The organism is Mycobacterium hubeiense (genome assembly GCF_002838065.1).
In the GTDB taxonomy this organism is placed as follows: domain Bacteria; phylum Actinomycetota; class Actinomycetes; order Mycobacteriales; family Mycobacteriaceae; genus Mycobacterium; species Mycobacterium hubeiense.
Genome location: NZ_PIZU01000058.1, coordinates 1 through 20,883, shown reverse-complemented (window position 1 = coordinate 20,883; position 20,883 = coordinate 1). Strand labels below are relative to the sequence as shown.

At 68.2% G+C, this 20,883-nt stretch carries 23 protein-coding genes and 1 pseudogene; 16 read left to right on the top strand and 8 right to left on the bottom strand.

Features of this window, described 5'->3' with window-relative positions:
• Positions 1–33: 33 nt before the first annotated feature.
• From CWS39_RS26085 to CWS39_RS26075, 3 genes are read left to right on the top strand one after another with little or no spacing between them, the layout of a single operon-like run.
• Entirely contained in the window at positions 34–780 is a 747-nt protein-coding gene (locus tag CWS39_RS26085) for a DUF2786 domain-containing protein (protein ID WP_102145782.1), read from the top strand.
• On the top strand, positions 777–1,247 hold the full coding sequence (locus tag CWS39_RS26080; RefSeq protein WP_102145781.1) for a TIGR04338 family metallohydrolase: 471 nt from the start codon (positions 777–779) through the stop codon (positions 1,245–1,247). Before CWS39_RS26085 ends, CWS39_RS26080 begins: the two co-directional genes overlap by 4 nt.
• Positions 1,244–1,927: an O-methyltransferase gene (locus tag CWS39_RS26075; protein ID WP_102145780.1), complete on the top strand. Its 684-nt coding sequence runs from the start codon at positions 1,244–1,246 to the stop codon at positions 1,925–1,927. The genes CWS39_RS26080 and CWS39_RS26075 overlap by 4 nt, the downstream gene beginning before the upstream one ends.
• Here the strand turns inward: CWS39_RS26075 and CWS39_RS26070 are convergent.
• The 3 genes from CWS39_RS26070 to CWS39_RS26060 are packed head-to-tail and all read right to left on the bottom strand — an operon-like array spanning position 1,920 to position 4,206.
• Complete coding sequence (locus CWS39_RS26070; RefSeq protein WP_102145779.1) at positions 1,920–2,192, bottom strand: DUF1905 domain-containing protein; 273 nt, start codon at positions 2,190–2,192, stop codon at positions 1,920–1,922. The genes CWS39_RS26075 and CWS39_RS26070 overlap by 8 nt on opposite strands.
• Positions 2,193–2,233: 41 nt before the next feature.
• Complete coding sequence (locus CWS39_RS26065; protein ID WP_102145778.1) at positions 2,234–3,625, bottom strand: hypothetical protein; 1,392 nt, start codon at positions 3,623–3,625, stop codon at positions 2,234–2,236.
• Between the two features lie 35 nt (positions 3,626–3,660).
• Positions 3,661–4,206, bottom strand: coding sequence for a carboxymuconolactone decarboxylase family protein (locus CWS39_RS26060; protein WP_102145777.1), 546 nt, complete (start codon positions 4,204–4,206; stop codon positions 3,661–3,663).
• A gap of 156 nt (positions 4,207–4,362) precedes the next feature.
• Here CWS39_RS26060 and CWS39_RS26055 point away from each other — a divergent pair, with 156 nt between their 5' ends.
• Entirely contained in the window at positions 4,363–4,797 is a 435-nt protein-coding gene (locus CWS39_RS26055; protein ID WP_102145776.1) for an SPW repeat protein, read from the top strand.
• Positions 4,798–4,840: 43 nt separating this feature from the next.
• Here the strand turns inward: CWS39_RS26055 and ilvD are convergent, their stop codons facing one another.
• The gene (gene ilvD / locus CWS39_RS26050) at positions 4,841–6,538 is read right to left on the bottom strand and encodes a dihydroxy-acid dehydratase (RefSeq protein ID WP_102145775.1); all 1,698 of its coding nucleotides are present in this window, start codon (positions 6,536–6,538) and stop codon (positions 4,841–4,843) included.
• A gap of 79 nt (positions 6,539–6,617) precedes the next feature.
• Between ilvD and CWS39_RS26045 the strand changes: the two genes are divergently transcribed.
• Both CWS39_RS26045 and ricR read left to right on the top strand, forming a co-directional pair.
• Complete coding sequence (locus CWS39_RS26045) at positions 6,618–7,202, top strand: DUF305 domain-containing protein (protein WP_102145774.1); 585 nt, start codon at positions 6,618–6,620, stop codon at positions 7,200–7,202.
• Between the two features lie 2 nt (positions 7,203–7,204).
• Positions 7,205–7,495, top strand: a complete 291-nt coding sequence (gene ricR, locus CWS39_RS26040; protein ID WP_102145773.1) for a copper-sensing transcriptional repressor RicR — start codon at positions 7,205–7,207, stop codon at positions 7,493–7,495.
• Here the strand turns inward: ricR and CWS39_RS26035 are convergent.
• Entirely contained in the window at positions 7,463–7,777 is a 315-nt protein-coding gene (locus CWS39_RS26035) for an MTH1187 family thiamine-binding protein (RefSeq protein ID WP_102145785.1), read from the bottom strand. The genes ricR and CWS39_RS26035 overlap by 33 nt on opposite strands.
• Before the next feature lie 25 nt (positions 7,778–7,802).
• Between CWS39_RS26035 and CWS39_RS26030 the strand changes: the two genes are divergently transcribed.
• The 3 genes from CWS39_RS26030 to CWS39_RS26020 all read left to right on the top strand — a co-directional run bounded on the left by CWS39_RS26030 (position 7,803) and on the right by CWS39_RS26020 (position 10,772).
• Positions 7,803–8,288, top strand: a complete 486-nt coding sequence (locus CWS39_RS26030; protein WP_233213703.1) for a GNAT family N-acetyltransferase — start codon at positions 7,803–7,805, stop codon at positions 8,286–8,288.
• A 72-nt stretch (positions 8,289–8,360) separates the two neighbouring features.
• Positions 8,361–9,593 carry an MFS transporter gene (locus CWS39_RS26025; RefSeq protein WP_102145772.1) on the top strand — a complete coding sequence of 411 codons (1,233 nt, stop codon included), beginning with the start codon at positions 8,361–8,363 and terminating at the stop codon, positions 9,591–9,593.
• A 141-nt stretch (positions 9,594–9,734) separates the two neighbouring features.
• On the top strand, positions 9,735–10,772 hold the full coding sequence (locus tag CWS39_RS26020; protein WP_102145771.1) for a L,D-transpeptidase: 1,038 nt from the start codon (positions 9,735–9,737) through the stop codon (positions 10,770–10,772).
• Between the two features lie 9 nt (positions 10,773–10,781).
• On the opposite strand, the gene CWS39_RS26015 is transcribed toward CWS39_RS26020, so the two are convergent.
• Positions 10,782–12,779 (bottom strand): M13 family metallopeptidase, encoded by a 1,998-nt coding sequence (locus CWS39_RS26015; RefSeq protein ID WP_233213702.1) that lies wholly within the window; start codon positions 12,777–12,779, stop codon positions 10,782–10,784.
• 64 nt (positions 12,780–12,843) lie between these two features.
• Between CWS39_RS26015 and CWS39_RS26010 the strand changes: the two genes are divergently transcribed.
• From CWS39_RS26010 to CWS39_RS26000, 3 genes are read left to right on the top strand one after another with little or no spacing between them, the layout of a single operon-like run.
• Positions 12,844–13,392, top strand: coding sequence for a dihydrofolate reductase family protein (locus CWS39_RS26010; RefSeq protein WP_102145769.1), 549 nt, complete (start codon positions 12,844–12,846; stop codon positions 13,390–13,392).
• 20 nt (positions 13,393–13,412) lie between these two features.
• Entirely contained in the window at positions 13,413–13,997 is a 585-nt protein-coding gene (locus CWS39_RS26005) for a hypothetical protein (protein ID WP_102145768.1), read from the top strand.
• Positions 13,994–14,683: a hypothetical protein gene (locus tag CWS39_RS26000; protein ID WP_102145767.1), complete on the top strand. Its 690-nt coding sequence runs from the start codon at positions 13,994–13,996 to the stop codon at positions 14,681–14,683. Before CWS39_RS26005 ends, CWS39_RS26000 begins: the two co-directional genes overlap by 4 nt.
• 16 nt (positions 14,684–14,699) lie before the next feature.
• Here CWS39_RS26000 and CWS39_RS25995 read toward each other — a convergent pair whose 3' ends face one another.
• A complete protein-coding gene (locus CWS39_RS25995; RefSeq protein ID WP_102145766.1) occupies positions 14,700–15,227 on the bottom strand; it encodes a transcriptional regulator in 528 nt (175 codons plus the stop codon).
• On the bottom strand, positions 15,224–18,175 hold the full coding sequence (locus tag CWS39_RS25990; protein WP_102145765.1) for an MMPL family transporter: 2,952 nt from the start codon (positions 18,173–18,175) through the stop codon (positions 15,224–15,226). The genes CWS39_RS25995 and CWS39_RS25990 overlap by 4 nt, the downstream gene beginning before the upstream one ends.
• 294 nt (positions 18,176–18,469) lie before the next feature.
• On the opposite strand from CWS39_RS25990, the gene CWS39_RS25985 reads away from it, so the two are divergent.
• The 4 genes and pseudogenes from CWS39_RS25985 to CWS39_RS25970 form a co-directional block, all read left to right on the top strand.
• Positions 18,470–18,958 (top strand): hemophore, encoded by a 489-nt coding sequence (locus tag CWS39_RS25985; protein WP_102145783.1) that lies wholly within the window; start codon positions 18,470–18,472, stop codon positions 18,956–18,958.
• A gap of 94 nt (positions 18,959–19,052) precedes the next feature.
• Positions 19,053–19,430 carry a heme-binding protein gene (locus tag CWS39_RS25980; RefSeq protein ID WP_102145764.1) on the top strand — a complete coding sequence of 126 codons (378 nt, stop codon included), beginning with the start codon at positions 19,053–19,055 and terminating at the stop codon, positions 19,428–19,430.
• Between the two features lie 41 nt (positions 19,431–19,471).
• Positions 19,472–20,140, top strand: coding sequence for a response regulator transcription factor (locus CWS39_RS25975; protein WP_199178311.1), 669 nt, complete (start codon positions 19,472–19,474; stop codon positions 20,138–20,140).
• A 55-nt stretch (positions 20,141–20,195) separates the two neighbouring features.
• Positions 20,196–20,849: pseudogene (locus CWS39_RS25970) on the top strand (HAMP domain-containing protein); the annotation flags it as partial.
• Positions 20,850–20,883: the final 34 nt, after the last annotated feature.

Here is a 20,883-nt window from a genome sequence, read left to right as displayed (position 1 = left end):
TCTGCCTTGCCGACACCGCGCCCCTGACTACCAATGAGTGACGACAGGATGCTGGCCCGCATCGCCGCGCTGCTGCGCCAAGCCGAAGGCACCGACAACCCGCACGAGGCCGAGGCGTTCATGACTGCCGCGCAGCGGCTGGCGACGGCCACGTCCATCGACCTCGCGGTCGCGCGGTCGCACTCCGACAAACGCACCAAGGCGCAGATGCCCGAACAGCGCACCATCACCATCGGCGCCGCCGGGACGCGGGGGCTGCGGACCTATGTCCAGCTGTTCGTGGTGATCGCGGCCGCCAACGACGTCAAGTGCGATGTCGCGTCGAACTCGACGTTCGTCTACGCCTACGGCTTCGCCGAGGACATCGACGCCAGCCACGCGCTCTACGCCAGCTTGGTGATGCAGATGGTGCGGGCGTCGGAGGCCTACATCGCCTCGGGTGCGCATCGGCCGACGCCGACGATCACCGCGCGGATCAATTTCCAGCTGGCGTTCGGTGCCCGCATCGGCAAGCGACTGGCGGAGGCCCGCGAAGAGGCGCAGCGCGAGGCCGCCACCGACACTGGCCGCCCGGGCACCGCTCTTGCATTGCGGGACAAGGACATCGAGCTTAAGGACTTCTACCGGCAGGCGTCCGAGGCGCGGGGCACGTGGCGGGCCACCAGTGCGACGGCCGGCTACTCGTCGGCGGCGCGCCGGGCCGGGGATCGGGCCGGACGACGGGCGCGGCTCGGCCCTGGCCCTGAGTTGGCCAGTGCCCGCGGCGCTTTGGAGTCGTGACAGTTCGCGACAGCCAGCGCTCGAAGGTCTACGCGGCCGAGGAATTCGTGCGGACGCTGTTCGACCGCGCCGGCGAGCACGGCAACCGCGTCGTCGACTTCTTCGGCACCCACCTGACGCTGCCGCCGGAGGGGCGGTTCGGCTCGGTGGAGTCGGTGCAGCGCTACGTCGACGATGTGCTCGCTCATGTGGGCGAGAAGCGGCCGTTGACGGTGCGGGCGCGGCGCGGCGTCACCGCGGCGCACTACGAGCCCGACGACGAGACGATCGCGGTGCCCGACCGGCACACCACCTGGGCGCTGCGGGAGTTGGTGGTGCTGCATGAGATCGCCCACCACCTGTGCCGCAGCGAGCCTGCGCACGGGCCGGAGTTCGTCGCGGCCTTCTGCGAACTCGCCGACGCGGTGATGGGCCCGGAAGTCGGGCACGTGCTGCGCGTGGTGTACGCGAAAGAGGGTGTGCGATGAGCGCTAGCGTGGGACGGGTGAGCGAACCGGACCCGCGCGACCTCGACGAGATGTTCACCAGCGTCCTGCACACCGAGGACGAGGCCCTGCGCGCCGCGCGGGAGTCCACCGGGCCCGCCGGGATGCCGGCGATCGAGGTGTCGGCCCAGCACGGCAAGCTGTTGACGCTGCTGGCGTCGATGTCCGGGGCGCGGCGGGTGCTGGAGATCGGCACGCTGGCCGGCTACAGCACCATCTGCCTGGCCCGCGGAGTGGGGCCAGACGGCAGCGTCGTCACCGTGGAGTACGAGCCCAAGCACGCCGAGGTGGCGCGCAAGAACCTGGAGCGGGCCGGTGTGGACGACCGCGTCGAGGTGATCGTCGGCGCGGCGCTGACGGTCCTGCCGCGGCTGCTGGATCGCGGCGAGCCGTTCGACATGTTCTTCATCGACGCCGACAAGGAGAACAACGCCGCCTACGTCGACTGGGCGATCAAGTTAGGCAGGCCGGGCTCAATCATCGTGGTGGACAACATCGCTCGGATGGGCCGGGTGCTGGCGCCGGCCGACGACGACGCGCAGGCCCGCGGCGTGCGCGACATGCTCGAGATGATGGGCGCCAGCCCACGACTGGACACCGCGGCCATCCAGACCGTCGGCACCAAAGGCTGGGACGGCTTCGCGGTGGCTCGCGTCAAGTAAGCCGCTCGTCGAGCTGAACGGTCACCTCGTCGCCGGCCTCCTTGCCGATGCGGCGGCGTAATTCGGGCTTCACCGGCAGCTTGTGGGTGCCGTCGCCGAGCGCCATGAACGAGCTCTCGAACGGCTGCCCGTCCATGGTGCCGCGGACCTTCACCCGGGCGCGGGTGCCGAAGAACGTGGCCGAGTCGGGCATGACGACGTAGGTCCACCCGCCCGTCGCGGGGCTCTTCTGCAGTGTCGCAGTGAACTTCTTGTTGAGCTTCATATCGGTATGACGATCCAGCACGCCTCCGATCGACACTGAAGTCACCAGCGGCAGTGGTCGGTGCCGAGGCGCGAGTCGACTGCCCGGAACGCCAGCAGATGCCGCTGCCACCACGGCATCGGCGCACCGAGTACCCCGTCGGCGATCGCGTCGGACACCACATGGCGCTGCCCGTCGCGCACGTACTCGAGGCGGTTGCCGCTGATGCCCGCGCTCTGCCAGAGCAACACCGTGCGCCGCAGCTCCAGCCACGGGATGCGCACCGGCGGCCCTTCAGCGATCCAGCGGGACTGACGCTGCAAATGCGACACGCCGCCCAGCGCGCGGTGCAGCGCGTCAAGCCGGACCTGGTCGGCGGGTGGGAGATACAGCGCGGTCACGTCGACCGTGTCCCGTTGGTAGGGGGTCAGCTCGATCGCGGTGACACCGGGCAGGAGGTGGTTGGTGCGGCCCTCCTCGGTGTGCAGATTGCTGAACATCGAGTAGTTGGCGACGGTCTTTAGCCCGAGGTACGGCGTCACCCCGTTGACGAACGCCAGCAGCGGGATGATCAACAGCACTACGGGGCGCAGGCGCCAGCCGGGTGTTTCCACACGGTCGCGCACGGCGAGGTAGGCCCATACCAACGGAAACATCAACGGGCCCACCGCGATAAACCAGGTCGCAACGAGCAGGGTGTGCCACGGCAGACCGACAGGGCTGGCCGCGGTGTCCGCGAGGCCCGCGCTGATGCTCAGCAGCACGTGCGCCGCGAAGCCGGCCAACGCCAGCCGTCGCAACGGTTTAGCTCGGGGTGCCAGCGCGGCGAACACCTCCGCCGGGACGAGAAGCACATAAAGCGCGAAGACGATCGTGGCGAAGTCGTAGAACGAGGCCAGCGCCAGCAGCGCGTGGAAGGCCACCCCGGCCAGCACGCCCCAGCACCGCAGCCGCGGGATCGCCAGAAGGACCAGAACGGCGACCTCGATCAGCACCGTCGCGATCGCGACGGACTGCACGACGCCCGCGTTCAGCGCGACCTCGAGGCCGTTGCGGCCGAGGAGCTGGGCCAACAGCGAGCCGCTGCACGACGTCGACGGGTCGAAGAAGGCGCTGTTGAGCTTGTGGAAGACGGTGAACAGGTAGACCCCGAGCAGGGTCAGGCCGATCGGGCTGCGCGCCGCGTCCAGCCAGCGTTCGACGTACGAGCCCTCGCGGTCGCGGGTGGTCAGCGCCCACAGCGCGGCGGCGCCGAAGGCCAGGGCGACCAGCAGCGTCAGCACCAGGTGGTTCGACGCGGCGGGCAGGTTCAGCGCCGCCACCGTCGCCCCGGCCACCAGTACCAGCACGAACGCGGCCACCGAGGATCCGAACAGCAGCGCCGGAAGGCCGGCGATCAGCGCCGGCCCCACGTCGAGGGGCTGGCTGTCGGAGTAGTGGAACACCAACGCCATCGCGAACAGCGTGGTGAACCACCGGAGCTGGATGCTCAGAGGTTCTCCACCATCGGATCGGGTTCCAGTTCGACGCCGAACGTGTTGAGCGCCATCCCGAGCATGACGTAACCGCCGACGGTGAAGATCAGGTCCATGCGCGCACGGTCGTCGAGCTGTTTGCCGAGAGCGGCCCACGTGTCGGCGGTGATGCGGTTCACCTCGAGCAGTTCGTCGACCGCGGTCAGCACCGTGCGGTCGAAGTCGTCAGCGGGATCGCCATTGCGGGCGGCCGCGATATCGGCCGACGTCAGACCGGCCTGTTCGCCGAGCTCCACGTGGTGGCCCCACTCGTATGCACTCGAAATCCGGTGTGCCACACGCAATATGGCAAACTCGCGCAGCCGCGGCGGCAGTGTCGACTCCTGCAGGAGGTAGGCGCTGAAGGGCAGGTAGGCGGCGGTGAGCTTGGGATGACGCACGAGCGTCGCCAACGCATTACCGGCGCCCTCGCGGTTGCGCCGGCCCTCTGCCACCATGCTGGCCAGCGCGTCGCGGACGTCGTCGTCCCATTGGTCATCGGGCAGGGGAGTGAGCGCCATCGTTCTCTCCTACCACAACCCGGCCTCGGCCCCGCTGTGAGCCGGTCCGGCGCATTTGATCTTGATTGCTGAGGTCTGTCAGCGGGCGTAACTTGGATATCGATGGATGGGTGTGGCAAGCCCAAACCACTTGCCGCATAACAGAAAGGAAACAAAATGGCTACAGCCCATGCATCAATCGATCAGCATCCTGACATCCTGGCTCTGCGGGCCAACTATGACCGTGCCGCCGAGTCCATGACGGCGCAGGGCACCTTCGGATTCACCTTCCTCACGGGGCTCTACGTTGCGGTTTCGCCGTGGTTCGTCGGCTTCGAGGCCTTCGGACGCCATGCCGTCAACGCGCTGATCGTTGGTATCACCGTCGCTGTCCTGGCAATGTGCTTCGGCTCGGCGCTCGACCGCACCCACGGGATGACCTGGACGCTGCCGGTTCTCGGCGTGTGGCTGATCATCTCGCCGTGGCTGTTCGGTGGCTCGCCGACCACGGGCATGATGTGGTCACACGTGATCGCCGGTGCGGTGGTCACGGTGCTTGGCCTGTACGCCGTGTACTTCGGCATGCGGGTCCGCAGCCCCGAAGCCCACTGACAGGGCACGACAAACCGGCCGGGGTTCGCCCCGGCCGGGCGTCCTAGCCGCAGACCGCGCCGACGGCCGCCGAGCCGACGAGCTTGGTGTACTTGGCCAACACGCCGGTGGTGTAACGCGGCGGTAGCGGCTCGAAACCCGCTTTGCGCGCCTCGAATTCGGCCGGATCGACCAATACGTCCAGGGTGCCCTTGGCCACGTCCAGACGGATGCGGTCACCGTCGCGCACAAACGCGATCGGCCCCGCGTCGACGGCCTCGGGCGCGATGTGGCCTACGCACAACCCCGTCGTACCGCCGGAGAACCGGCCGTCGGTCATCAGCAGCACGTCCTTGCCCAGTCCGGCGCCCTTGATCGCGCCGGTGATGGCCAGCATCTCGCGCATGCCCGGCCCACCCTTGGGGCCTTCGTAGCGGATGACCACGACGTCGCCCGCGGTGATCGTGCCGTCCTCCAAAGCGTCCAGTGCGGCGCGTTCGCGTTCGAAAACCCGTGCGGTGCCTTCGAATACATCGGAGTCGAAGCCGGCCGACTTGACCACCGCCCCCTCGGGCGCCAGCGAACCGTGCAGGATGGTGATGCCGCCGGTGGGATGGATCGGATTGGTCAGTGCGCGCAGCACCTTCCCGTCGGGGTCCGGCGGCGCGATGTGGGCGAGGTTGGCCGCCATCGTCTGGCCGGTGACGGTCAGGCAATCGCCATGCAGCAGACCGGCATCCAGCAGCGCCTTCATCACGACCGGCACACCACCGATGCGGTCAACGTCCGTCATCACGTGGCTGCCGAAGGGTTTCACGTCGGCGAGGTGGGGGACGCGCGCGCCGACGCGGGTGAAGTCCTCCAACGTCAGCTTCACGTTTGCCTCGTGGGCGATGGCCAGCAGGTGCAGCACCGCGTTGGTCGACCCGCCGAACGCCATCACCACCGCGATCGCGTTCTCGAACGCCTCCTTGGTCAGGATGTCGCGGGCGGTGATGCCGCGGCGCAGCAGCTCCACGACGGCCTGACCGGACCGGCGCGCGAACCCGTCGCGGCGGCGATCGGTGGCAGGCGGGGCGGCGCTGCCCGGCAGCGACATGCCCAGCGCCTCGGCCGCAGAAGCCATGGTGTTGGCGGTGTACATGCCGCCGCAGGCGCCCTCGCCGGGGCAGATGGCGCGTTCAATGGCGTCGACGTCCTCACGCGGGATCAGCCCGCGTGCGCAGGCGCCGACGGCCTCGAACGCGTCGATGATGGTGACCTCGCGCTCGGTGCCGTCCGACAGCTTGGCGATGCCCGGCAGGATCGACCCGGCGTACAGGAACACCGACGCCAGGTCGAGGCGCGCCGCGGCCATCAGCATGCCGGGCAGCGACTTGTCGCAACCGGCCAGCAGCACCGACCCGTCGAGGCGCTCGGCCTGCATGACCGTTTCGACGCTGTCGGCGATCACCTCGCGCGACACCAGCGAGAAGTGCATGCCCTCGTGGCCCATCGAGATGCCGTCGGACACCGAGATGGTGCCGAACTCCATCGGAAAACCGCCCGCTTCGAACACGCCTTCCTTGACGGCCTTGGCGAGCCGGTCCAGCGATAGGTTGCACGGCGTGATCTCATTCCACGACGAGCCGACGCCGATCTGCGGCTTTGCGAAGTCTTCGTCCCCCATGCCTACCGCGCGCAACATGCCACGGGCGGCGGCCTTCTCCAGGCCGTCGGTGACGTCGCGACTGCGGGGCTTGATGTCTGGCGATGAGGGCATGGGCTTCAGTATGCCCGCGGCATTTCGCCCGGCCAAACCGTTATCGATACCCCGGAGGGGTATGCGGTACGCTGTAGTCATGACGCCCCGACTCATCGCCGTCCTGGCTGCCCTGGCCGCCGCGCTGTTCGTGTCCTCGTGTAGCAGCGCCCCGCCCGCCCAAGAGCACACCGAAGAGCCGGTCATCACGGGTGAGCCCGCGGGGTTCAACGCCGACGACGTCACCTTCGCGACCAATATGATTTCGCATCACCAGCAGGCGCTCGAACTCTCGGCACTGGTGCCCGGGCGCGCCTCCAATCCGGAGCTCATCGAGCTGGCCGAGCGGATCTCCGCGGCGCAGCAGCCCGAGATCGAGGCGATGAAGGTTTTTCTGGTGCAGTGGACGGAAGGATCCGACGCGGGCGGTGATCACGGCGGGCACAGCGCGCCGATGCAGGGCATGGTCGACACCGCCACCATGTCGAAGCTGGAGTCGCTGGGCGGCACTGAGTTCGACACACTGTGGCTGCAATCGATGATCGCGCACCACCAGGGCGCAATCGAGATGGCCAAGGCCGAGATCGCCAACGGCGAGAATGCCGACGCGAAACGCTTGGCACAGACGATCGTGGACACGCAGCAAGCGGAGATCGCGCAGATGCAGGGCATGCTGGGAGGCTGAAAATGACTGCGACACGTGGCTATTCGCCGCAAAAGGAAAACTACGCCAAGCGCTTGCGTCGGATCGAGGGCCAGGTGCGCGGCATCGCGAAGATGATCGACGAGGACAAGTACTGCATCGACGTGCTGACCCAGATCAGCGCGGTCAACAGCGCGCTGCAATCGGTTGCGCTCGGACTGCTCGACGAGCACCTCGGCCACTGCGTCACCCAGGCCGTCGCCGAGGGTGGCGATCAGGCCGACGAGAAGCTCGCCGAGGCGTCAGCGGCGATCGCCCGGCTGGTGCGCTCGTAGCTCCTGCTCGATCCGCTCCACCTTCGCTTTGAGCTGACCGATGTAACCGGGGCGGATGTCGGCCTTGAGCACCAGGCTGACCCGCGGGGCGACGGCGGCCACGGCGTCGACCGCCTGCTTGACGACGGCCATCACCTCGTCCCACTCGCCCTCGATGTTGGTGAACATCGCATTGGTCTCGTTGGGAAGCCCTGACGCGCGCACCACCCGGATGGCCTCGGCGACGGCCGCGCCCACACTCTCGTCGCCGCCGAGCGGGCTGACACTGAACGCAACAATCACCAAATAAGCCTGACACACTGCCACCATGCCCGGCGTCGAACTGCTGCCCGCAACCATCGAGCATCTCGTTGCGCTAAAGGACGACCCGTCGGCCTTCGGCCGCCTTATCAAAAGCCCGGTGCCAGACGGTTGGCCAGAGTTTCCGGAGTCCATCGAGTTCACCATCGAGAAACTGCAGCAGCATCCGGAGCAAGCCGATTGGTGGATGCACTTCTTCCTGGCCGATGACCACCTCGTCGGCTCCGGTGGGTATGTCGGCCCGCCAACAGACGGCGTCGTCGAGATCGGCTACGAGGTGGCGCCGCGCTTCCGTGGGCGGGGGTATGGCATTGCCGCGGCCGGTGCCCTCATCGAGAAGGCGCGAGCTGCCGGGGTCGACGCAGTAGTCGCCCACACGCTCGCGCACGACAACCCGTCGACCGGAGTGCTTCGGCGGCTCGGCTTTCGCTGCACCGGCGAGGCCGTCGACCCCGAGGAGGGCCCGGTGTGGCGCTGGGAGTTGCCGTCGTAGTGCACATGCTGGACTGCGCGCCTCGCGGCATCCCAGGGAAACGCCAGTTGAGCCGCTACCGTGCTTCCCAGCATGACCGTCGAGACGCCGCTTTCTGCCTGGACTTGGACGCCGCGCATCGCCGTCCAGCTGACGGTGCTCGCCGCGGCGGCCTTCGTCTATGTGACCGCCGAGATCGTGCCGGTCGGCGCGCTGCCCGCGATCGCGGCCGACCTGCGGGTCAGCGAAGCGATAGTCGGCACCCTGATGGCCAGCTACGCGCTGGTGGCCGCGGTCACCACGGTGCCGCTGGTGCGGTTGACCGCGCGCTGGCCGCGTCGGCGCACGCTGCTGCTGACCTTGGTGTGTTTGACGGTGTCCCAAGTGATTTCGGCGATGGCACCGAATTTCGCGGTGCTCGCGGGCGGCCGCGTGCTGTGCGCGCTCACCCACGGGCTGATGTGGTCGGTGATCGCGCCGATCGGTATCCGGCTTGTGCCGGCCAGCCACGCCGGGCGCGCGACCACGGCGGTGTACGTCGGGACGAGCCTGGCCTTGGTCGTCGGCAACCCGCTCACCGCGGCGATGAGCGAGCTGTGGGGCTGGCGGCTGGCCGTGGTGGTCGTCACCGGCGCCGCCGCGGTGGTCACGTTGGCGGCCTGGGCGTCGCTGCCGCCGATGGCGTTGTCGCCCGACGAGGTAGACGACGTCCGTCGCCACAAGAGCCACCACCGCAACAACCGGCTGGTGACGCTGTCGGTGCTGACGCTCATCGGCGTCACCGGACACTTCATCTCCTACACCTTCATCGTGGTGATCATCCGCGACGTGGTGGGCGTGCACGGCCCGGCTCTGGCCTGGCTGCTGGCCGCGTTCGGCATAGCGGGCCTGATCTCGATGGCGGTGATGGCGCGGCCGCTGGACCAGTGGCCGAAGGCATCGGTGGCCGGCTGCCTGGGCGCGCTGGCGACGGCGTTCGTGGTGTTGTCGTCGCTTGCTGTCGACAGTCGTGCGGGCCTACTTACCGTGGTGGTCGGCGTCGTGGCGATCGTGCTGTGGGGCGCGTCATCGACGGCACTACCACCGATGCTGCAGGCCTCGGCCATGCGCACCGCCCCCGACGACCCCGACGGCGCGTCCGGGCTGTATGTCGCCGCGTTCCAGGTCGGCATCATGGCCGGTTCGCTGGCGGGCGGGCTGCTCTACGAACACGCGGGGCCGGCCGCCATGATCGCGGGGTCGACCGCGTTGATCGTCGTCGCACTGGCCGGCGTGCTCGTCATCCGTAACCTCTTCGAGGTTCCTCCGGTAACCAGCGCAAAGTAACGTTCGACACCCCAGCGCGATTAACACACCAGCTCAGCGCCTTGGGCCATGCGAGCGTCGGGGGTTTGGCGGCCCCTGGTGGCGGTAGCTGGTCACCGCGCTATGCCACACTGGACGAAGTTGTGTGACTGGAGGTGACGCATGCCACAGCGGACTAGGGGGAGACTGGTCACCGCGATCCTCGCGGCCGGACTCGTCGGGGGAATGGCCCTAGCAAGCCCAGCGGCGCTGGCGGATCCCGAGGTGCCACCGCCTCCGCCGCCCGCGCCCATCGACGCGGCCGCGGCCGTACCGCCGCCTCCGCCCGAACCCGCTCCGGCCGAGTTGCCGCCGGCCGATCCGGCGGACCCGCTGGCCGCTGCGCCCGCGCCGGCCCCGGCGCCGTTCAACCCGTTCGGGCCGCCCGCGACGCAGCCACAGCCGATTCCGGAGGGCACACCCGCCGGGCAGAACCCGACGCCGTACGTCGGCGAGCCGGTGTTCCTGCCGCCGTCGTTCAATCCGGTGAACGGATCGAAGGTCGGCGCCGCCAAGCCGATCTACATCAACTTCCAGCGGCCCATCGCCAACAAGGCGCTGGCCGAATCGGCCGTCCACATCTCGTCGAACCCGCCGGTGCCCGGCCGGTTCTACTGGACCAGCGACACCCAGCTGCGCTGGCGGCCCCAGGACTTTTGGCCAGCCGGCACCGTCGTCAACATCGACGCCGGCGGCACCAAGTCCAGCTTCACCGTTCCCGAGCAGCTGGTCGCGACCATCGACAACAAGACCCTCCAGATGGAGATCGTGCGCAACGGCAAGCTGGAGAAGACGTTCCCGGTGTCGCTGGGCAAGAAGGGCTACGAAACCAAGAACGGCACTTACTACGTGCTCGAGAAGTTCAAGGACATCGTGATGGACTCCTCGACTTACGGCGTGCCGGTCAACTCGCCGGAGGGCTACAAGCTCAAGGTCAAGGACGCGGTCCGCATCGACAACAGCGGTGTGTTCGTGCACAGCGCGCCGTGGTCGGTCGGTTCGCAGGGCGAAGAGAACGTCAGCCACGGCTGCATCAACCTCAGCCCGGAGAACGCGAAGTGGTTCTACGACAACTTCGGCAGCGGCGATCCGATCGTGATCAAGAACTCCATCGGCATCTACAACCAGCCCGACGGCGCGTCCGACTGGCAGATGTTCTAGTCGTACGCGTCAGTTCCAGATGCGGACGCGCTGCTGCGGGTCCAGGTACAGCTCGTCGGACTCTTTGACGTCGAACGCGTCGTAGAACGCGTCGATGTTGCGGATAACGCCGTTGCAGCGGAACTCCGGCGGCGAGTGCGGGTCCACCGCGAGCCGGCGAATCGCCTCCGCCTCACGGGATTTCGTGCGCCAGACCTGCGCCCAGCCGAAGAACACCCGCTGTACACCGGTCAGCCCGTCGATCACCGGGGCCTCCTTGCCTTTCAGCGACAGCTGATACGCCAGCAGGGCGATGGACAGCCCCCCGAGATCGCCGATGTTCTCGCCGACGGTGAAGGCGCCGTTCACATGCGGAACGGGGGAGTGGCCGTTTCGTAATTCTCGCGGCACGTAGGCGTCGTACTGCTCGATCAACGCCTTTGTGCGCGCGCCGAATTCGGCACGGTCCTCGTCGGTCCACCAGTCGACCAGGTTGCCGTCGCCGTCGTACTTGGCGCCCTGATCGTCGAACCCGTGCCCGATCTCATGGCCGATGACCGCGCCGATACCGCCGTAGTTGGCGGCGTCGTCGGCCTCGGCGTCGAAGAACGGCGGCTGCAGAATCGCTGCGGGAAAGACGATCTCGTTCATGCCGGGGTTGTAGTACGCGTTGACCGTCTGCGGCGTCATGAACCACTCGTCGCGGTCGACGGGCCCGCCGAGCTTGGCCAGCTCGCGGTCGTAGTTCACCTCGTAGCCGCGCCGGTAGTTGCCGTAAAGGTCGTCGCGTTCGATGACCAGCGTCGAATAGTCCCGCCACTTCGCGGGATAGCCGATCTTCGGGGTGAACTTGTCGAGTTTGGCCAGCGCCTTGGCGCGGGTCTCCGGCGTCATCCACTCCAAGTCGCTGATGCTGACGCGGTACGCCTCACGCAGGTTGGCCACCAATTCGTCCATCCGCGCCTTGGCGCCCGGCGGGAAGTGCTTCTCGACGTAGAGCTTGCCCAGCGCGTCGCCCATCAGGCCCTCGACGACCGAGACGCCACGCTTCCAGCGGTCGCGGATCTGCTCGGTGCCCGACAGCCTCTTGCCGTAGAACGCGAAGTCCTCGGCGATCAGCTCGTCGGTCAGCAGAAACGCGCGGGCATGGATCAGCCGCCAACGCGCCCAGGCCTTCCAGTCGTCGAGGCTCTCACTCGACCACGCCGCCGCGAACGTCGTCAGGTAATCGGGTTGCCGGACAACCACTTCCGCGGCCTTCTCCGGGGTGGTGCCCAGTGCGGTGATCCAGCCGGTCCAGTCGAATCCCGGCGCCTCAGAAGGCAGGTCGGTGAAACGGCGCAGGTTGTACGTGAGGTCGGCGTCGCGGCGCTTGACCACGTCCCAGTGCGCCGCCGCGAGCTTGGTTTCCAGCGCGACGATGCGCGCCGCGGTGTCGGCATGATCGTCCGCCGATCCGCCGTACACCAGCGCGAACATGCGCGCGATGTGCTGCGGGTAGGCGGTCAGGATCTCGGCGTGCTGCTCGTCGCGGTAGTAGGACTCGTCGGGCAGGCCGATGCCGGACTGGTTCAGGTGCACCAGGTAGCGGGTGGAGTCCTTGGAATCGGTGTCGATGTAGAGGCCGGCCCCGCCGCCGACGCCGGTGCGCTGCAGTGCGCCCAGCACCGCGGCCAGGGCTTCCGGGCTGTCGGCGGCATCGATGGTCGCGAGCTCGTCGAGCAGCGGCTGAACCCCGAGGCGGGCGACCGTGGCCTCGTCCATGAAGCTGGCGTACAGGTCGCCGATGCGCTGCTCGTCGGAGCCGGTTGCCGCACCCGGCGACGCGGCCTCGGTGATGATGTCGCGGACCTGCTCCTCGGCGCGATCGAACAGCGACCGGAACGCGCCGTCGGTGGCACGGTCGGCGGGAATTTGGTACTCGGCCAGCCAGCGGCCGTTGACGTGGCCGAACAGATCGTCTTGCGGGCGGGCTTGCGGGTCGACATGGCTGAGGTCGATACCGGATCTGAGTGCTTCTACCGTCACCCCAACATGTTGCCAGACGGCCGCGTACGCGCTGAGTTCTCGTCGTCGCGCCGGTCTATAGGGCATGGGCGAGATGTTCTTGTCGATCATGACGAGCCTGGACGGCTATGTCGCCGACCGTGATGGCGGCCTGGGCTGGTGCCTGGTGCCCGACGCGGAGGTCGAGCAGCTGATGGCCGAGCAGCTGCGCGGCATCGACGCGATGATCCTCGGCCACACCGCCTACCGCGAGCTCGCGCCGTACTGGCAGGACGGGCCGACCGGCACGGCAGTGGAACGCGAGCAGACGCGGCTGATGAACAGCGTGACCAAACTCGTGCTGTCGCGGGGCGAGCCGGACCTGAGCTGGGGACCGGCCGAGCGCATCGGCGCCGACCTGCCCGCCGACGTCGCGCGGATCAAGGCGCGCAGTCAACGGGACATCGCGGTCTTCGCCGGCGCGCAGACCGCCCAGGCGCTGCTGCCGTACGTCGACGAGGTTCGGTTGCTGGTCTACCCGGAGCTGATCGGCGGCGGGCTGCCACTGTTCACCGGCCAGAACGGTCGGCTACGCCTTGCCGCCACCCGAGCGTTCCCGGCTTCCGGCGCGGTGCAGCTCCGCTACCGGTTCTGACCACCGGTACCCTCACGGCCATGTCCGATGACGACGACGACCGTGGACCCGTCTTCACCGGCTACGGCATTGGCTCCGCAGTGTTGGGCGCCCTCGCGGTGGCCGCCGTCGTGCTCGCGGGGCTCATCTGGCTCCAGCATCGCGGCGACGTCGACGAACGCCGCTACCAAACCCGGGTGCTGCAGACCGCCGCCGACTGGACCAGCGTGCTGGTCAACATGAACAAGGACAACGTCGCGCCCAGCCTGGAGAAGCTGCACGAGGCCACCGTCGGCGAGCTCAACGCCGAATTCGAATCGGCCGTCGAGCCGTACATGAAGCTGGTTCAAACACTTCAGTCGAAGACGCGCGGTCAGATCGACTCGGTGTCGATCGAATCGCTGCACCACAACCCGCCGGGCCCCAACGGTGCACCGCCGCCGGCGCAACGGCAAGACGGGGTGGCGGCGGTCGCGTCGCGCACCGACACCGTGCTGGTGGTCGCCACGTCGGTGAGCGAGAACCAGGGCACGGAGCAGCCGCAGACCGTGCGCTGGACGATGCGGCTGGACGTCTCCGACATCGACGGCAAGCTGATGATTTCGCGGCTGGAGCCCATCCGATGAGAGACCGATTGCGGGTCTTGGCATTCGACATCCTCGCGCCGGCGGCGGCGATCGCCGCGCTGGTGTTCATCGGCCTGGCACTCGCGTGGCCGCTGTGGTGGGTGTCGGTGTGCTCGATCCTGTGCCTGCTGATCGTGCAGGGCGTCATCGTCAATTTCGTGCTGGCGCGCCGCGACGGGGTCACCGTCGGCACCGACGACGACGGGCCCGGCCTGCGGTTGGCGGTCGTCGGCGTGGCCACCGCGGCGTTGGCGGCTGCGGTCGTCGTCAGCTATCTGCAGTGGACGGTCCCCGACCGCAACCTCAACCGCGACAGCGCCGAGGTGGTGGGCATCGCCAGCAGCGTCTCGGAGGCCACCGCGACGTTCACCCCGCAGAGCCCGACCGCATCGATCGACCGGGCGACCGCAATGATGCGGCCCGAGCGCGCTGACGCCTTCAAGAACGAATTCGCCGGTGTGGCAAAGGAATTGACCAGCAAGAACGTCTCCGCTCAAGCCAGCACCATCTCGGCGGGGGTGGAGGCGATCGGCCCGAATGCCGCCAGCGTCGCGGTGGTGCTGCGCGGCACTCAGAGCGTGCCCGGTAAACAACCCGACGTCGCGGTGCTGGCGCTGCGCGTCACGCTGTCCAAGGAGGGCGGCCGCTGGCTGGTCGACGACGTCACGCCGATCCACTCGCGTTAGCCGCCGAGCGCAAGAATCACTGCCCGCCGCCGCGTTGGGCGTGCATCTTGGCGAATCGGTCGGACAGCCGGCGCATCCGGATCATCAGCGACGCGGCCGGGCTCTTCTTGCCCGACAGGTACGACGAGAACTCGTCACTGGGCACCCCGATCCGAGACGCGAACTCTTGCGGTGCCAGCCCGGAGCGGTCCAGCAGCAGCCGCACATGCCGCGCCACCTCCGCGCGTTCGCTGGCCTCCAGATGGTCGCGGGTGCGGGTCAGAACTTCGGCCATCGCCTTCGAAACCCCGTACGGCCGTGCCGTTTCCAGCACCTCTTCGACCTGACGCGCGGTCCTGCCGTAGGGGTCGCGTTTGATGGCGGTGACGATGCGCTGCCACACCGCCAGGTCGTCCTTCTCCAGGGCGGCGCGGATCGCGGCGGTGGGCCAGAACTCCACCGGTCGGTCGTCGACCGGTGGGCGGGGCGCGGGTCGGGTGCGGGCGGAGACACCTGCGGAGGCACCGTTGCGGCGCGTATCCCGAACCTCGGGGGCCAACGTCACCTCGCCTCCTCCAACATCGCGACGGCCACTGACAGGCAGCGCTTCCGGACCTTCGCCCAATCGGCTTCTGCATCGGCGCCCGACATCCGGGTGTCATGCTCGTCCGACGGTTGCGGATCGGCCAGTCGGCGTACCAACTGGGTGGCCACCCAGTGCCTTCTCGGCTGCTGACCACAGTAGTACCGGTCGATGCCCGATAGCACCAGTGCAGCCGTTTGAGTTTCCATCGACTCGACCAAATCGGCAAACTCGGCGTAATCCCGTGTGCTGTTGCGGCACATGATCAGGTAGCCCTTCAATCGCAGAGTTTCCGCGCCGGTCGGGATCTGCAGCCGGTCCCCAGTGGGCAGAAGCACGTTGGTGAACTCCATCGGGCTGCGGCGTTCCATCGGCGCGCGCACGGCGTCGGCCTCGGTCTCCAGCGCGTCCAGGGCTACCGACAGCCGGCCGCGCCACATGGTGACCGGATGCACCCGACGGCCGTTCGACAACGATTTCCCGTTTCCGTTGGCGACGCCACTGCGAAGGGCCGTGCCGCCCCCGCCCCCGGCGTTGACACCCACTGGCCGGCGGGCCGGCAGCGCCTCGTCGCCGCCCTTGATGCGGTGCCCCAGCCGCACCGGCATGCAGCCGCTGAACGCCAGCGGGTCCGCGACGGTGATCGTGTCCGGCGCAAGCGTTTTCAGTTTGGCGGCGGACTTGACCACCATGCGTAGGTCCGAACCCGGCACGCCCACCTCGGAGATGTCGTCGGGGATGATGACCAGATCGCCGATGTCGGCCGCCGGCAGCGGCTTCTCGAAGTCGACCGACGGCAGGATGCGGTCCAGCCAGCGCGGCAGCCACCAATTCCATTCGTCGAACATCGCCATCAGCGCGGGCACCAGCACCAGCCGCACCACCGTCGCGTCGACCGCGATCGCCACCGCGCACGCGACACCGAGCTGGGCGACCAGCGGCATACCCGCGAAGGCGAAACCGACGAACACCGCGATCATGATCAACGCCGCACTGGTGATGGTGCGCGCGCTGGTGCTCACGCCGTAGGCGACCGCGTCGCGGGTGTTGCCCGTCTGCAGGAACCGCTCCCGGATCCGGGGGAGCAAAAAGATCTCGTAGTCCATCGACAGCCCGAACGTCATCGCCAGCACCAGCGGCGGAATCGTGGAATCCAGCGACGAGATCTGCTTGAAGCCCAGTTCCTCCAGCCAGCCCCACTGGAAGACGATGACCAGGCTGCCGTAGGCGGCGGCCACCGACAGCACCGTCATCAACACGCCCTTGAAGGCCAAAAACACCGACCGGATCGAGACCAGCAGCATCAGAAACGCGATCAACGCGACGAACCCGAACACCGCCGGCTGGGTGGCCGACACCCGGTCGTCGAAATCCTTGATCAACGCGGTGGGCCCGCCGACGTCGATGCGCGCCGCGTCCCCTGCGGCGGGCGGCAGCTTCTCGCGCATCCAGTCGACGGCGGTGCGCGCGGCCATGTCTTCGGGGTCCACCGACAACACTGCCGACAGCAGGGCGGTGCGGTGGTCGGTGCCGAACACCGGCGGCGAGACCGACACGATGTTGGGCGCCTTCGTCATTTCCTGACGCACGGCATCGAGCACGGGGGCGTTCTGCCCGGCCGACGCGGCGCCCGCGGGGAACGTCACCAACACCCGCACCGGCCCCAGCGCGCCGGCGCCCAGCGCCTCGGCGGCCGCGTTGACGCCGCCGCGGATCTCGTGGGCGGCGTCGAACTGGCGCTGCATGCTGTTGCCCAGCACCATCGCGAACGCCGGCGCGGCCAGCGTCAGCAGGAAAGCCGCCGCCATCAGCGCCGACACCCACGGCCGGCGCATCACCCAGCCGGTCCAGCGGGTCCAGAACCGCGACTGCGTGGTCTCGCCGCGACGCGACCAGTGCAGGTACGACGACCGCTTGGCCGCGGCCTGCCCGAACGTCGCCAGCACCGCGGGCGTCAGCGTCGTCGATGTCAGCACCGCCACTGCGACCGCGAGGATCGCGCCGGTGGCCATCGACACCAGCACCGGGGTGTTGATCAGGTAGATGCCCGTCACCGACGCGATCACCGTCAGACCTGACAGCACCACCGCCAGACCCGACGTGGCCATCGCCGCATCGGCGGCCTGATCGGGGTCGCGGCCCGCGCGCAGTTCCTCCCGGAACCGCATCAAGATGAAAAGGGAGTAGTCGATGGCCAGCGCGATGCCGAACATCGACACCGTCGACGTCACGAACACCGACATCGTGGTGTACATCGACAGCAGATAGACCAGTCCCATCGTCACCACGACGGTGCAGATGCCGAGCACCAGCGGGATCGCCGCGGCGGCAAGCGATCCGAACACCGCGAGCAACACGATCAGCACGATCGGCAGGTTCCACTGCTCGGCCTGGGCGATGTCGTTCTTGGTGGCCGCGGTCGCCGCGGCGCCCAGCGCGCCCTGCCCGATGACGTAGAGCCGGACCTTGCCGTTCTCGGTCTCGCCGGGTTCTTCGCCGTCGATGCCGACCTTCTTGCGGAGTTGTTTGGCGACGTCGACGGCGCCGGTGTTGTCGAAGTCCAGCTGCAGGGTGAGCACGTAGGGCCGGTCCGGTTGCGGCGCCGGCTGCTGCGGATTGGGCACCACCTTGACGCTGGGCACCTCGGCGGCGAGGCGTTCGAGGTGCGCCACTGCGGCGTTCATGTCTTCGAACGAGGCGTCGGTGCGGGGGGCGGCCACCAAGGCCAGCGGGGAGGCGCCCTGGTCGGGGAAGTACTGCTCGAGCTGACGCTGCACGCGCAGCGACTGCGAACCCTCCACCTCGAACCCGCCACCGGTGAGGTTCGACGACTGGGCCATCGCGAGATAGATCGCGGGTGCGAGCAACATCAGCCACACCGCGAAGACCGCCCAGCGATATCTGCGCAGGTTGCTGCTCAAGCGCATCATGAACTGCTGGATGGCGAACTCCCCGTTGTCTTTATCACGGCGTTTTCTAGGCGTTTCTGGCCGAGAGCGTACCGCAGCATGCGGTAAGGTGACGCCCCCCAACAGACCTGCCAGAGACGCCTTAGCCAGCTCTTACTCCCTTCTCTAGCTGGGGTTTCGCTCGCCAGATTGGCCAGCCGAGCGGCGTGGATGGCAAGATGGCCCGGGTTGTATCTGGCGTCGGGGGAAATCCACAGCCGTTCGATCGCAGTGTTGCGACGCGAGTGGGCATTCGCACGCCGTAAGGAGTTGTCCATGAACACGACCACCAAAGCGCTGCGCCGCGGCCTCTACACCGCGTTGACCGCCTGCGCAGCGACAGGCGCCGCGGTGGCAGTGCTGGCGGTTCCGTCAGCAACGGCCGCACCGGATCCCTGCGCGGCCAGCGAGGTGGCCAAGACGGTCGGCACCGTGGCCACCAACACGGGCAAGTACCTTGACGCGCATCCGGAGACCAACGAGGAACTGACCACCATCAGCCAGCAGCAGGCCGGCCCGCAGTCGCTGGGCGCGCTGAAGAACTACTTCGACGCCAACCCGGACGTGGCCAAGGACATGCAGCAGCTGCAGCAGCCGCTCGTCAGCCTGTCCGGTCGGTGCAAGCTGCCGATCACCGTCCCTCAGCTGCTCGGGCTGATGCAGACCGCGCAGTCGCAGGGCGGGTCGCTGCCCGGCGCCGCGCAGGCCGTGAGCGTGCCCGCCGTGGTGCAGGGCACCGGCCCGCTGCCCGGCCCCGGTCGCTGAACTTCTCCCGATCGGGTTGTCGCAAGGCGAGCAAGTCCTCGCTGATTCTGATTAGCTTTCGGTGTCGGTCCACATTCGATGAAGGAGCTGGTCCATGATGCTCTCGCCCCGTATCGCACGCCGCGCGGTAGCTGGCGCGATCGGCACTGGCGCAATTGCCGGTGCGATGTTGTTCGGTGCCATCCCATCGGCCATGGCCGACCCCGCACCTGATCCGCCCGGCTGCACCGCCGCCGACCTGGCCGGCGTGGCCGCCGGTGTCTCGGCGTCGACGTCGGCCTACCTGCACACCCATCCCGACGTGAACAACTTCTTCACCGGGCTGGAAGGCAAGCACCGTGAGGACGTCCGCGCCGAGGTGCAGAAGTACCTCGACGCCAATCCTCAGGTGAAGGCCGAGCTGACCGGGATCCGCCAGCCGTTGGTCGATCTGAAGAATCGCTGCGGCGCCACGGCTCCCGCCGTTCCGTAGTCCACGTGCAGCCCGCGGACGGCGCGGGTCGCACGGTGCTGATGGTCGACGACGACCCTGACGTCAGAACGTCCGTCGCCCGCGGATTGCGGCATTCCGGATTCGACGTCCGGGTCGCGGCGACCGGTAAGGAAGCGCTGCGGCTCCTGTCCACCGAACCGCACGACGCCCTGGTTCTGGACGTGCAGATGCCAGAACTCGACGGCGTCGCCGTGGTTACCGCCTTGCGCGCGTTGGGAAATGACATTCCCATCTGCGTGCTGTCCGCGCGGGACACGGTCAACGACCGGATCGCCGGCCTCGAGGCGGGTGCCGACGATTATCTGACCAAGCCCTTCGACCTGGGCGAGCTCGTCGCGCGCCTGCACGCATTGCTGCGCCGTGCCAGCAACTCCGATCAGGCCTCCGACACCATGACGATCGGGCCGTTGACCATCGACACCGCGCGCCGGCTGGTGTTCGTCGACGGCGAGCGGGTCGACCTGACCAAGCGCGAGTTCGACCTGCTGGCCGTGCTGGCCGAGAACGCCGGCGTCGTGCTGTCACGGCAGCGGCTGCTGGAGTTGGTGTGGGGCTACGACTTCGACGTCGACACCAACGTCGCGGACGTGTTCATCTCCTACCTGCGGCGCAAACTCGAACGCGACGACCTGCCGCGCGTCATCCACACCGTGCGCGGAATCGGCTACGTGCTGCGGGCTGAGCCGTAGACCTCAGCCCGTGAACGTCTTTCGACGCATCCGGTCCGCGTCGCTGCGCACGCGCGTGGCGGTTGCGGCGGCCGCCGCTGCCGCCGCGGTCGTCGCGGCGTTCACCATCCTCACGTCGGTGGTGTTGGCCAACAACGATGCCGCGCAACTGGATCGGCGGCTGGACTCCATCGTCGACGCCAGCATGTATCCCGACCAGCTGTCCGATCCGCGTCGCGGGGTGCTGCAGACAGGCCGCTCACGCTCGACCGGCGAGGTGGTGTTCCAGCGGGGGTTCCAATTGCCGCCGCTGCCGCCGGGGACGGCGACCGTGGAGGTCAACGGCGTCGAGTACCGCGTCCGCACCGTGCCCGTCGACCAGCATGGCGGCATCCTGATGTCGATCGGCATCCGCGCGGACAGCATTCTGTTGAGCCGGGCCAGGATCCCGCTGTATGTGGCGGTCGGTGCGGTGACGGTGTTGATCGCCGCCGGGCTGGGCTGGCTGCTCGCCGGGCCGGCGATCCGGCCGCTGCGCAGGTTGACCGAGCACACCTCGAAGCTGGGCAAGGGCACCGATGCGATGCCCGAGGTGCGGGGTGTGCGCGAGGCCGAAGAGTTGTCCAAGGCGATGGACGGGATGCTGCGCAGGCTGGCCGCCGCGCAGCAGGCCACCACGAATTCCCTTCAAGCGGCGCAGGATTTCGCCGCCAACGCCGCGCACGAACTGACCGGAAAATACCCAGGGTGAGTGGGCGGCGCGA

Excerpts from the sequence above, each read along its gene's own strand:
- CWS39_RS26085 (WP_102145782.1), top strand. The coding sequence starts at position 34 with ATGAGTGACGACAGGATGCTGGCCCGCATCGCCGCGCTGCTGCGCCAA.
- CWS39_RS26075 (WP_102145780.1), top strand. The coding sequence starts at position 1,244 with ATGAGCGCTAGCGTGGGACGGGTGAGCGAACCGGACCCGCGCGACCTC.
- CWS39_RS26070 (WP_102145779.1), bottom strand. The coding sequence starts at position 2,192 with ATGAAGCTCAACAAGAAGTTCACTGCGACACTGCAGAAGAGCCCCGCG.
- CWS39_RS26065 (WP_102145778.1), bottom strand. The coding sequence starts at position 3,625 with ATGGCGTTGGTGTTCCACTACTCCGACAGCCAGCCCCTCGACGTGGGG.
- CWS39_RS26060 (WP_102145777.1), bottom strand. The coding sequence starts at position 4,206 with ATGGCGCTCACTCCCCTGCCCGATGACCAATGGGACGACGACGTCCGC.
- CWS39_RS26055 (WP_102145776.1), top strand. The coding sequence starts at position 4,363 with ATGGCTACAGCCCATGCATCAATCGATCAGCATCCTGACATCCTGGCT.
- ilvD (WP_102145775.1), bottom strand. The coding sequence starts at position 6,538 with ATGCCCTCATCGCCAGACATCAAGCCCCGCAGTCGCGACGTCACCGAC.
- CWS39_RS26045 (WP_102145774.1), top strand. The coding sequence starts at position 6,618 with ATGACGCCCCGACTCATCGCCGTCCTGGCTGCCCTGGCCGCCGCGCTG.
- ricR (WP_102145773.1), top strand. The coding sequence starts at position 7,205 with ATGACTGCGACACGTGGCTATTCGCCGCAAAAGGAAAACTACGCCAAG.
- CWS39_RS26030 (WP_233213703.1), top strand. The coding sequence starts at position 7,803 with ATGCCCGGCGTCGAACTGCTGCCCGCAACCATCGAGCATCTCGTTGCG.
- CWS39_RS26025 (WP_102145772.1), top strand. The coding sequence starts at position 8,361 with ATGACCGTCGAGACGCCGCTTTCTGCCTGGACTTGGACGCCGCGCATC.
- CWS39_RS26020 (WP_102145771.1), top strand. The coding sequence starts at position 9,735 with ATGCCACAGCGGACTAGGGGGAGACTGGTCACCGCGATCCTCGCGGCC.
- CWS39_RS26010 (WP_102145769.1), top strand. The coding sequence starts at position 12,844 with ATGGGCGAGATGTTCTTGTCGATCATGACGAGCCTGGACGGCTATGTC.
- CWS39_RS26005 (WP_102145768.1), top strand. The coding sequence starts at position 13,413 with ATGTCCGATGACGACGACGACCGTGGACCCGTCTTCACCGGCTACGGC.
- CWS39_RS26000 (WP_102145767.1), top strand. The coding sequence starts at position 13,994 with ATGAGAGACCGATTGCGGGTCTTGGCATTCGACATCCTCGCGCCGGCG.
- CWS39_RS25990 (WP_102145765.1), bottom strand. The coding sequence starts at position 18,175 with ATGATGCGCTTGAGCAGCAACCTGCGCAGATATCGCTGGGCGGTCTTC.
- CWS39_RS25985 (WP_102145783.1), top strand. The coding sequence starts at position 18,470 with ATGAACACGACCACCAAAGCGCTGCGCCGCGGCCTCTACACCGCGTTG.
- CWS39_RS25980 (WP_102145764.1), top strand. The coding sequence starts at position 19,053 with ATGATGCTCTCGCCCCGTATCGCACGCCGCGCGGTAGCTGGCGCGATC.
- CWS39_RS25975 (WP_199178311.1), top strand. The coding sequence starts at position 19,472 with ATGGTCGACGACGACCCTGACGTCAGAACGTCCGTCGCCCGCGGATTG.